The organism is Nocardiopsis lucentensis DSM 44048 (assembly GCF_000341125.1).
In the GTDB taxonomy this organism is placed as follows: Bacteria; Actinomycetota; Actinomycetes; order Streptosporangiales; family Streptosporangiaceae; genus Nocardiopsis; species Nocardiopsis lucentensis.
This window is the reverse complement of sequence record NZ_ANBC01000176.1, coordinates 1-10601: the sequence shown is the minus strand read 5'-3', so window position 1 is coordinate 10601 and position 10601 is coordinate 1. Positions and strand designations below refer to the sequence as shown.

At 73.7% G+C, this 10601-nt stretch carries 7 protein-coding genes; all 7 read left to right on the top strand.

Annotated elements, in window-relative coordinates; translation table 11 throughout:
• Window positions 1–1035: 1035 nt before the first annotated feature.
• Window positions 1036–3699: a class III lanthionine synthetase LanKC gene (gene lanKC / locus D471_RS0105810; RefSeq protein ID WP_017597755.1), complete on the top strand. Its 2664-nt coding sequence runs from the start codon at window positions 1036–1038 to the stop codon at window positions 3697–3699.
• Between the two features lie 27 nt (window positions 3700–3726).
• A complete protein-coding gene (locus D471_RS0105805; protein WP_017597754.1) occupies window positions 3727–3852 on the top strand; it encodes a SapB/AmfS family lanthipeptide in 126 nt (41 codons plus the stop codon).
• 157 nt (window positions 3853–4009) lie between these two features.
• Window positions 4010–5767 carry an ABC transporter ATP-binding protein gene (locus tag D471_RS0105800; RefSeq protein ID WP_017597753.1) on the top strand — a complete coding sequence of 586 codons (1758 nt, stop codon included), beginning with the start codon at window positions 4010–4012 and terminating at the stop codon, window positions 5765–5767.
• A 134-nt stretch (window positions 5768–5901) separates the two neighbouring features.
• A complete protein-coding gene (locus D471_RS42275) occupies window positions 5902–7665 on the top strand; it encodes an ATP-binding cassette domain-containing protein (RefSeq protein ID WP_017597752.1) in 1764 nt (587 codons plus the stop codon).
• A gap of 132 nt (window positions 7666–7797) precedes the next feature.
• Entirely contained in the window at window positions 7798–8370 is a 573-nt protein-coding gene (locus D471_RS0105790) for a TetR family transcriptional regulator (RefSeq protein ID WP_017597751.1), read from the top strand.
• A 22-nt stretch (window positions 8371–8392) separates the two neighbouring features.
• Window positions 8393–9253, top strand: a complete 861-nt coding sequence (locus D471_RS0105785) for an ABC transporter ATP-binding protein (RefSeq protein WP_017597750.1) — start codon at window positions 8393–8395, stop codon at window positions 9251–9253.
• A partial coding sequence (locus D471_RS33225) for a hypothetical protein (RefSeq protein ID WP_040688528.1) occupies window positions 9250–10601 on the top strand: 1352 nt, incomplete at its 3' end. The genes D471_RS0105785 and D471_RS33225, both read left to right, overlap by 4 nt.

Genomic DNA, 10601 nt, shown 5'->3' with positions numbered 1-10601 from the left:
CTGCCGATCCGCCGCCTGTTCGTCACCGACACCCTCCCCGGGTGCCGGGAGCGGGTGCCGTGCGTGCGGGTCTGCTCCGTCGCGCCGCTGCTCGCCGACGCCATCGGACGCCTGCGCGACGACGAACCCCTGGACGCCCTGATGGTCCGCGGGTGAGTCGGGGCGCGGACACGGGTTCGGGGGCAGCGGCGGTGGTCAGGCGCGGTCGCGGCGGACGCCGCGGCGCGAGCATCGGCGCGGGGGTGCGCGACGAAGCGCCGGGGAGGGCGAAGCCGTGGTAATTCGCGGTATTCCAACGTGTTCCGTCGCGGTGGCGAACGCGTCCCCTCCCCGAGGCGGTGTAGGGGGAGTTCCCTCGCTCCCCACGGTTCCCTCCCCGAGTTCCGGTGAAGCGTGACTTTGGTCCCGACGCGGACGATTTTCTTGGCATTCAGCTGGAAGAACCGAAAATTCGAATGATCGACAGGTCTGGGGATGGTGCGGACGGGGTTCTTCCGTCGGCCGGTCCTCGGGCGCGGATATCCCGCCCAGATCCGTCATCCGAGTGGCGTCCTCCGGGGCGCGCGCTCGGGGTTCTCCGAGTTCGCGGTTCGTTTCCGGTGCCCCTCTGAGGGTTCTCCCCGTGGCTCCCGGGAGCTGTGGTCCGCGCTGACTTCCCTGTTCACAGCTTTTTACAGTATTCCCAAGCTTCTCAAGCATTCATGTAATCGACAAAAAGTCTGTATCAGAAAAAGTTCATATAAAGGACTTCTGGCTGTTGTGGGATGCCGTTGTGTGTTGCGTGATCGGGCGTTGGGCTCCTTCGCCCGGGAGCGCCGGCAGGGGCCTGTGTGGAGGCGCAATTCCCGTGAATCCGCTGGGCGGGAGCAGTGAATGCGCGCGGGGTCCAGGAGATGCGCCCGCTTGCCTCCTCCGTAAGTTAATCGTGAGTAATCATTCGCCCGAAAAAAGTGCATGTAAAGGTATGGACTCAGAGATAACCCCTATGTCACTATCTGGAATGCCGCTGACCGAGACAGACGTGAGGGAGTCCGTGTGATCAAGGGGTACGGTGTGTTCTGCGACGCCGACCGCCACTTCTACGACACGCCCCACCGCCTGTGGCCGGGCTCCGGCGCCTCCGGGGCGGTCGGCGAACGCGACCGGGCCTTCGAGGCGGCCGAGCGGCCGGCGCCCGAAGGATGGCAGCGCCACCGCGTGGGCGACTGGCTGGCGCTGCGCCCCGTCGAGCACCCACTCCCGGACCAGGGGTGGAAGATCCACGTCTCCGCCTGCCTGGACAACGCGGACTCGGTGCTGGCCCGGGTCTGGGACTTCTGCGTGGCGCGAGGGATCGCCTTCAAGTTCGTCCCCACCCGCTACCTGCTGCACAACCGGAACGCCAAGTACGCCGACCGCGGAAGCAGCGGGAAGTTCGTCACGGTCTACCCGGCCGACGACGGCGAGTGCGCCTCGATCGCGGCCGGTCTGGACGCGCTCGTGGGCGGTGAACCCGGCCCCTACATCCTCAGCGACCTGCGCTGGAACGCGGGCCCGGTGTATCTGCGCTACGGGAGTTTCACCAGGCGGCACTGCTACGACGAGCGCGGCGAGCCGGTGCCCGCCCTGGAGGACGCCGACGGCGTGCTCGTGCCCGACCGGCGCGGACCGGTCTTCCGGACACCGGAGTGGGTGTCCGTCCCCGACTTCCTGCGCCCGCACCTGGAGGCGCGCGCCGCCGTCGACGTCACCGGACTGCCGTACGACATCGAGCGGGCCCTGCACTTCTCCAACGGCGGCGGGGTCTACGCCGGGCGGGACCGGCGCACCGGTGAGACCGTCGTACTCAAGGAGGCCCGCCCGCACGCCGGTCTGGCCTCCGACGGCGCCGACGCGGTGCGCCGCCTGGAACGGGAGCGCACGGCCCTGGAACGGCTCTCCGGCCTGGCCTGCACCCCCGAGGTCAAGGACGCCTTCACCCTGGGCGACCACCACTTCCTGGTGATGGAGTACGTCCACGGCAGGCCGTTGAACTCCTTCTTCGCGCACCGGCACCCGATGGTCGAGGCCGACCCGCCTCCGGAGGGACTGCGGGAGTACGCCCGGTGGGCGATGCGTCTGCACGGCCTGGTGGAGGAGGCCGTCGAAGCGGTGCACGGGCGCGGCATCGTCTTCAACGACCTGCACCTGTTCAACATCATGGTCGCCGAGGACGAGTCCTCGGTGACGCTGCTGGACTTCGAGGCCGCACGCGACGCCGACGAGGACGGCCGTCAGACGGTCGCCAACCCGGGGTTCGTCGCCCCGCGCGGTCACCGGGGCTTCGACGTGGACCGGTACGCCCTGGCCTGCCTGCGCCTCGCCCTCTTCCTCCCCCTGACCAACCTGCTCGCCGTGGACCGGGACAAGGCCCGGCACCTGGCCGAGGAGGCCGCGCGCGTCTTTCCCGAAACCCGGCAGTTCCTGGAGCTCGGGGTGGCGGAGATCCTGCGCGATCCGAACGGCGGACGCCCCGCGGAGGCGGTCCCCGCGGGGGCGGGCGCGTCGGCCGCCGGCGAGCACGACCCCTACCCGCCGGTCGAGCCGGGGGAGTGGCCGCGCAGCCGGGACTCGATGGCCGCCGCCGTTCTCGCCTCGGCCACCCCCGACCGGGACGACCGCTACTTCCCCGGCGACATCGCCCAGTTCTCCGCGCCGGGCGGCGGCCTCTCCTTCGGTCACGGTGCGGCCGGGGTGCTCTACGCCCTCACCGAGAGCGGCGCCGCGCGGTGCCCCGACGCCGAGGAATGGCTGCTGCGGCACAGCAAGGAACCTGCGTCAGGCACCCCGCTGGGCTTCTACGACGGCCTCTCGGGCCTGGCCTGGACCCTGAACCGCCTCGGTCACCGGGAGCCCGCCCTGGCGCTGGCCGAACTGCTCCTGGCGCAGCCGTGGGAGGGGATCGGCCCCGGGCTGCACGGTGGGACCGCCGGACTCGGGCTGGCCCTGGACTCCCTGGCCGCCGACACGGGGGAGACGGACCTGCGCTCGGGGGCGCTGCGCTGCGCGGAGCTGGCCGCGCACGGCTTCCTGGAGGCCCCGCCCGAGCGGCGCCGCGCCGGACTGCTGTACGGGGGCGCGGGCGTGGCCCTGCTCTGCACGCGCCTGTACGAGCGCACCGGTGACGGCGCCCTGCTCGACCTGGCCCGACGGGCGCTCCAGGCCGACCTGGACCGCTGTGTCACCAGTGCCTTCGGCACCCTCCAGGTGGACGAGGGGTGGCGGACGATGCCCTATCTCGGCGCGGGCAGCGTCGGCGTCGGGATCGTGCTGGACGACTACCTGGAGCATCGCCCGGACGAGGCGTTCGAGCGGGCCCGACCCGAGATCGTCCGGGCCGCGCGGGCGGGTTTCTACGCCCAGTCCGGCCTCTTCCGAGGGCTGGCGGGCATGGTCCTGTACCTGAGCCGGACGACCGCCCCCGGGGTCGGGTCCGCGGACGTTCGCCGCCAGATCGACGCCCTGTCCCGGTACGCCATGCGCTACCGGGGCCACCTGGCCTTCCCCGGCGAGCAGTTGATGCGGCTCTCCAACGACCTTTCCACGGGCACCGCGGGCTGTCTCCTCGCACTCGCCTCGGCGCAGCGCGAACAGCCCGCTCAGCTGCCCTTCCTTCCTCCGCTGCGGCGGACCCAGAACCGGCCACTGCCATGGTCCGGAACAAATGAAGAGAAGAAGTAGAGAGATTCCAAGGAAAGGATATCAGCCATGACCCTCCTCGACCTGCAGTCCCTGGAGACCGTGAAGGACGAGGTGCACGGCGAGGTCGCCGGCACCAGCACCGCCAGCCTCACGCTGTGCGGCGACAGCAGTCTGAGCCTCACCACCTGCTAGAGGTCCGCCGCGGATGAGCGCGGCGTGACCTGGCCGTGGGGCCGGGTTCCCGGCCCCACGGTGTCGGGTCCGACGAACGGGCCCCCTGACGGCCCGGCCGCGCCGACCGGCGCGGCCGGGCCCCCCCCCCCCACGAGCCGCGCAGGAAGGCCACCGGATGGTGTTCACCCGCCCGCGTGCCGGTACGACGGACAACGACGTCGCACGGTCCGCGGACGCCCTTCTCACCCGGGTGGCCCGGGCGAGCGCCGGACGCACGGTGGCGATCCTGTTGTGCGCCGCCGCGGCGGCGGCCGCCTCCCTCGCCCTGCCCGCTGTGCTCGGACGCACCCTCGACCTGCTCCTGGACGGCCATCCCGACGCCGGACGCGCGCTTTTGGCGGCCGTGGCCCTGACCGTCGCCGAGGTCACGTTGGACGCGACCGTCGCCCTGCTGGCGGGGACGGTCGGCGCGCGGTCCACCGCCTGGCTTCGGCTGCGGGCGGTCCGGCGGCTGGTGGCCGCGGCGCCCCACGACGTGAACCGTTTCTCCCCCGGCGACGCGGCCACCCGACTCTCCGTCCAGGCCACGGAGGCCGGGGCCGCCCCCGCCGGGGCGGCTCAGACGGTCGCGGCGGTCCTGGCCCCCATCGGAGCCCTGGTCGCCCTGTTCCTGATCGACCCGTGGACGGGGACGGCCTTCGTCCTGGGGCTTCCCCTCCTGGTCCTGCTGCTGCGGTCCTTCGCCCGCCACTCCTCCGACAGCGTCTCCCGGTACCAGCGGGTGCAGTCCGCGATCGCGACACGGTTGACGGGCGCCCTGGGCGGCGCGCGGGCCATCGCCGCGGCCGGGACGGTGGACGCCGAGCGCTCCCGCGTACTGCGCCCCCTGGGCGAGCTCGGTGTCGAGGGTCGACGCATGTGGTCGGTGCACGGTTCCGCGACAGCACGCAGCGGAGTGCTCTTGCCCCTGCTCATCACGGCCGTGCTGGCGGTCGGCGGACTCGGACTGGCGGACGGGCGGATCAGCGTCGGCGACCTGTTGGCGGTGTCCCGGTACGCCGCGCTCGCCGCTGGACTGGGGTCGGTCACGGGTCCGCTCGGTGCTCTGGTCCGGGGACGGGCGGCGGCACGACGCGTGAACGAACTCCTGGCGGTTCCCCCGCTGACCCACGGACGAGAGGACCTGCCCACGGGAGGGCCCGGAACACTGGAGCTGCGCGGGGTCGGAGTGCGCCGCGACGGAGCGTGGGTGCTGCGCGGGGTCGACCTGTGCGTGCCCGGAGGCGGGACGGTGGCCGTCGTGGGCCGGTCGGGCTCCGGCAAGTCGACACTGGGCGCCGTCGCCGGACGGCTCACCGACCCCGACGAGGGCGAGGTCCGCCTGGACGGTGTGCCGCTCGACGCCGTGGCGGCCGACGTGCTGCGCCGCGAGGTGGGGTACGCGTTCGAACGGCCGTCGCTCCGGGGCGCCACCGTCGAGGACGCGATCGCCGCCGGAGCCGAGACCGTCTCCGGAGACCGGGTACGGGCGGCGGCCCGGGCGGCCGGAGCCGACGGCTTCGTCCGGGCGCTCCCCCGGGGGTACCACACGCCCCTGGACGAGGCGCCGCTCTCCGGTGGGGAGCTGCAACGGCTGGGACTGGCGCGGGCGTTCGCCCACGCGGGCCGGCTGATGATCCTGGACGACGCCACCTCCAGTCTCGACACGGCGACCGAACGGCAGGTGGACCGGGCGCTGGCGCGTGAGGTCCGTCCCGGCACGCGGGTCGTCATCGCGCACCGGCTCTCCACCGCGGCGCGCGCTGACCTGGTGGTGTGGCTGGACGGCGGTCGTGTCCGGGCCGTCCGCGGGCACGCCGAGCTGTGGCGGGACCCCGACTACCGCGCGGTCTTCGGGCACGTGGACGTCTCCGGCGCCAGGGGGGAGCGGTGAGGCCCGGGGCGGCGGTGGACACGGCCGGGGCGGTCGGATCGTCCGCTCCGAGTCCTGAGGACCTCCGCGGGCGGGCACGTGACCCGAATCCCCGGCGGCGTTCCGCGCGGCGCCGGGGAGCGCTGCGCGCACTGATGCCGCACGCCTTCCCCTTCCTGGGGCGCCACCGGGGGGCGCTGCTGCGGCTGGGCGCCTGGTCGCTGCTGGAGTCCGCGCAGACCTTCCTCGTCGGGATCTGCCTGGCCCGTGCGCTGGACCAGGGGTTCCTGGCGGGGCGTCCCGCCTCGGGCCTGGTGTGGTTGGTCGTCGCCGCGGGTTCGGTCCTCCTGGCCGGTCCCGCGCTGCGCGGTGTCTTCGGCCAGTTGTCCGGGCTGGTGGAACCGCTACGGGACGGGCTGGTGCGGCGCGCCGTCGGGCAGGCCCTGAACCGGGCCGTGGCCGACCCCGCCAGGGCCGCGGAGGCCCAGCGTGCCGCGGTCTCGAGGCTCACCCAGCAGACGGAGATCGCCCGCGACAGCTTCGCTGGCCTGGTGCTGACCGTCCGGTCCTTCCTGTTCACGGCGGTCGGGGCACTCGCGGGAATGCTCACCCTGGCTCCCCAGCTGCTCCTGGTCGTGGTGCCGCCGATGCTGCTCGGTCTGGTGCTCTTCCTCCTCACGCTCGTCCCGATGGCCGCGGCGCAACGCCGGTTCCTCGACGCCGACGAGGAGTTCACCGACCGTGCGGGGGCGCTGCGTGAAGGACTGCGCGACCTGGTGGCCTGCGGGACGACCGACGCCGCGGCCGACGGGGCGCGGGAGCTGATCGACGAGGCCGCCGCGTCGACGCGGTCCCTGGCCCGCTGGACGGCCGCGAGGACGCTGGCACTGGGCGTGGCCGGGCAGCTGCCCGTCGTGCTGCTGCTCGTGGCCACGCCCTGGCTGCGCGACCAGGGCGTCACCACGGGAGCGCTCATGGGCGCCCTGGCCTACCTCGTGCAGTCACTGCTGCCCGCGCTCCAGACGATGATGACCGCGCTGGGAGCCGCGGGCAGTCGCCTCGTGGTGGTCCTCGACCGCTTCGTGTCCTCGGAGGCGGACGGCGCCGACGGGGGCGGGGCCCGGGTCGCGCAGGCCGGTGGTCCCGGACCGTGCGCCGACCCCGACCCCGTTCCCGACCCCGACCCCGGGAGGGGACCCGCCCCGGCTGTGTGGTGCCGCGGGGTTCGGGTGTCCTACGGGGCCGGGACACGCCCCCTGGTGGAGGGGTTCGGCCTCACGGTCGGGGAGGGCGAGCGCGTCGCGGTCGTCGGTCCGAGCGGAATCGGCAAGTCGACGCTGGCGCACGTGCTCGCCGGAATGCACCCGCCCGACGAGGGCGCCGTACGTCTGGCGGGTCGAGCGGTCGTCGGACACTCCCCCCAGGCGTTGGCCCGGATGCGGGTGCTCCTCCCCCAACAGGGGTACGTCTTCGCCGGTTCGGTCCGGGAGAACCTCGCCCAGTTGGATCCCGGCGCCGGCGACGACCGCATCACCCGGGCGGTGACGGCTCTGCGCCTCGGGCCGTTGGTGGACCGCCTGGGCGGTCTGGGGGCCGACGTGGATCCCGGGGCGCTCTCCGCCGGGGAGCGGCAGGCGCTCTGTCTGGTCCGGGCCTACGTGTCCCCGGCGCCGCTGCTCATCCTGGACGAATCGACCTGCCACCTGGATCCGGCCGCCGAGGAGCACGCGGAGAAGGCGTTGGCGAACCGGCCGGGCACGACGCTGATCGTCATCGCGCACCGGCTGTCGTCGGCGCTTCGGGCCGACCGGATCCTCGTCCTGGACGGCGCGGGCACGGCGTTCGGCACCCACGAGTCCCTGTTGCGCGACTCCCCCCTCTACAGGGACCTGGCGGGGCACTGGAACTCGTCCGGCTGAGCGCGCCGGGGCCGGGAGTCCTCGCGGGGACGCGGCGTTCGGTCGGCGACGTGAACGCACCGGGTGTTCCGTCCCTTGCCCACTCAGGATGTTAGCCACTAACATGTTAGTCACTAACACCAGGAGGTCGGAGTGGCGGACTGGCGGGCGGACAAGCGGGCGCGCACCCGCGCGGCGATCCAGGAGGCGGCGCTCGACCTGTTCGCCAGACACGGCTACGACCAGGTCACCGTGGAGCGCGTCGCCGCGGCCGCCGGCGTCTCCCATACCACGTTCTTCCGGTACTTCCCGACCAAGGAGGACGTCGTCCTCAGCGACGACTACGACCCGCTGATCGCCCGCCACGTCTGCGCCAGGACCGAGACCGACCCGGTCGAACGCGTCCGTCTGGGCATCGCCGAGGCCTTCACCCACCTCGACACGGCCGCGTTGGCGGTCGCCCGCGAACGCACCCTGCTGATGCTCTCGGCGCCGAGCCTGCGCGCCCGCCTCTGGGAGAACCAGGCCGCCACCCAACGGCTCCTGGAACGGGTGCTGCACGGGGCGGACTCCGACCGGATCCCCCTGGCGACCCGCGCCGTCGCGGCGGCCTGTACGGCCGTGCTCACCACCACGGTCACCACCTGGGCCGAGGACGGCCCCACCGAAGCCCTTCCGAGCATGGTCGACGAAGCCCTCGCGGCCCTGCGCCCTCCCACGCCCTGACCCGGGCGGAAAGGCGGCAGCCGTGAGCGCGATCGACGTGCGCGGCCTCACCGTCCGCTACCGCGGCGCTCGCGCCCCGGCCGTGGACGGCATGGACTTCACCGTCGAACGGGGTGAGGTCTTCGGCCTCCTGGGACCCTCCGGGGCCGGGAAGTCCACCGTCCACCGCGTCCTCACCCGGCGGATCCGCCGCTTCGGGGGAACCGTCAGCGTGCTCGGCGCCCCCGTGGGCCGGGGCCGTGACCGGGACTTCTTCGAGCGGATCGGCGTCGGCTTCGAACTCCCCGCCCACCTTCCCGCCCTGACCGCCCGGGAGAACCTCGCCGTCTTCGCGGGCCTGCACCGCGGCCCCACGGAGGACCCGGGCACGCTCCTGGACCTGCTGGACCTGACCGACGCCGCCGACCGCAGGACCGCGGACTTCTCCAAGGGCATGCTCGTCCGCCTCAACCTGGCCCGAGCCCTGGTCAACCGACCCGAACTGCTCCTGGTGGACGAGCCCACCAGCGGACTGGACCCGGTCCGGGCCGAACACGTCCGCCAGATCCTGAGGGACCGCGCCCGCCGGGGGAGCACGGTCGTGGTCACCACCCACGACATGCTCACCGCCGAACGCGTCTGCGACCGGATCGCCTTCGTCGTCGACGGGCGCGTCGTCGCGGGGGACGGCCCCCGGCGGCTGCGGCTCGCCCACGGGAGGCCGGGTGTGGTCGTGGAATTCCGCCGGAACGGACACCTGGAACGCGCCGAACTCCCGATGGACACCCTGGCGGAGCCGCTCGGGATCACCGGATCCCACGTGGAGACCGTGCACAGCCGTGAGGCCACACTCGACGACGTCTTCGCGCGCGTCACCGGCCGCCGGATCGGACGGGAGCCGTGAGCGTCCCGCCGAGCTCCGTTCTGACCGCGCTGGACCTGGAGAGGCGCATCCACACCCGGCGGGGCACGGCGCTCACGGCACTGGCCCTGGCACTGGTGTGGGCCCTGGTCGTGCTCGCGCTTCCGGAGGGACCCGCCCGCCCGGTCGCGGGACTGCTGCTGTTCCTGGACACCGCCGGGTTCGGAGTGCTGTTCGTCGCCGTCCTCATGCTCGGTGAGCGCACGAGCGGGGCGTGGGCGGCACTGGCGGCGAGCCCCCTGGGCGCGGGGGAGTACCTGGCCGCCCGACTGGTCGTGTTCACCGTGCTCGGCTCCGTGGCCGCGACGCCGATCGCGGTCGCCGCGCGCCCCGTCGACGGAGTGACCGGTGTCGCCGTGGCCGTCGTGGGCACGGCCCTGCTCGCGACCCTGCTGTGCGCGGTGTCGGTGGCCGCGTGCGCGTCAGCGCGGGGCCTGTCCGACCTGATGGTCTCCGTCCCCCTCTGCCTGGGCCCGCTCCTGGCGCCACCCCTGCTGGTGGCGTCGGGGATCGCGGGACACCCGGCCTGGTACGCCGTGCCGACCACGGCCGCCCACACGGTGGTGCGCTGGGGACTGGACCCCTCAGCCGTGCCGCTGCCGGGCACGGCGGTCGCGGTGCTGGCGGCGGTCGCCGTCGTCGCGACCGCGGGCGCCTGCGTGTGGGCGCGCCGGGCACTGGTGCGGGCGCGAACGGCTGAGGGGGGCCGGCCACCGTGGACCCGTGTACGGGGGCCGCGTCGGACACGCGTTCCCCGGGCGGAGGGAGCCCCGGTGTGGATCCTGGCCCGGGTCGACCTGCGGGACGCGGCCACCGACGGCATGGTCTGGGCGCTCGTGGCCGGCCCGGTCGTGGTGGCCCTGGGCCTGCGCGCGGGCCTGCCCCTGGTGGCGGACACCCCGGTCCTGGCCGGTGTCGACGTGGCGTCGTGGCGGCCGGTGCTGTTGGCGGCACTGGTCCTGCTGCACGTGCCGATGATGGCCGGTTCGGTGGTGGCGCTGCGGGCCGCGGAGGACCGGGAGCGGGGCACGCTGGCCCTGTGGGCCGCCTCCCCGCTCGGGGCCGGTGCCTATCTCACCTGCCGGGCGGTGGCCGCCGCGGGGCTCACCGCGGTGCAGCTCGCGCTCACCCTGCCGCTCAGCGGACTGGCCGACGGCGACACGTGGTCGATGGTCGCCGCGGTTCCCGTCGCCGGACTCCTGGCGGCGGCCCTCGCGCTGGCGGTCACGGCCGTCGCGCGGGACCGGATGCGCGCCCTGGTCGTGCTCAAGGGCGTGGGAGTGCTCTTCGTCCTGGTGCCCGTGGCGGCGTGGGTCCTTCCCCCGCCCTG

Excerpts from the sequence above, each read along its gene's own strand:
- D471_RS0105805 (WP_017597754.1), top strand. The coding sequence starts at position 3,727 with ATGACCCTCCTCGACCTGCAGTCCCTGGAGACCGTGAAGGACGAGGTG.
- D471_RS0105800 (WP_017597753.1), top strand. The coding sequence starts at position 4,010 with ATGGTGTTCACCCGCCCGCGTGCCGGTACGACGGACAACGACGTCGCA.
- D471_RS42275 (WP_017597752.1), top strand. The coding sequence starts at position 5,902 with ATGCCGCACGCCTTCCCCTTCCTGGGGCGCCACCGGGGGGCGCTGCTG.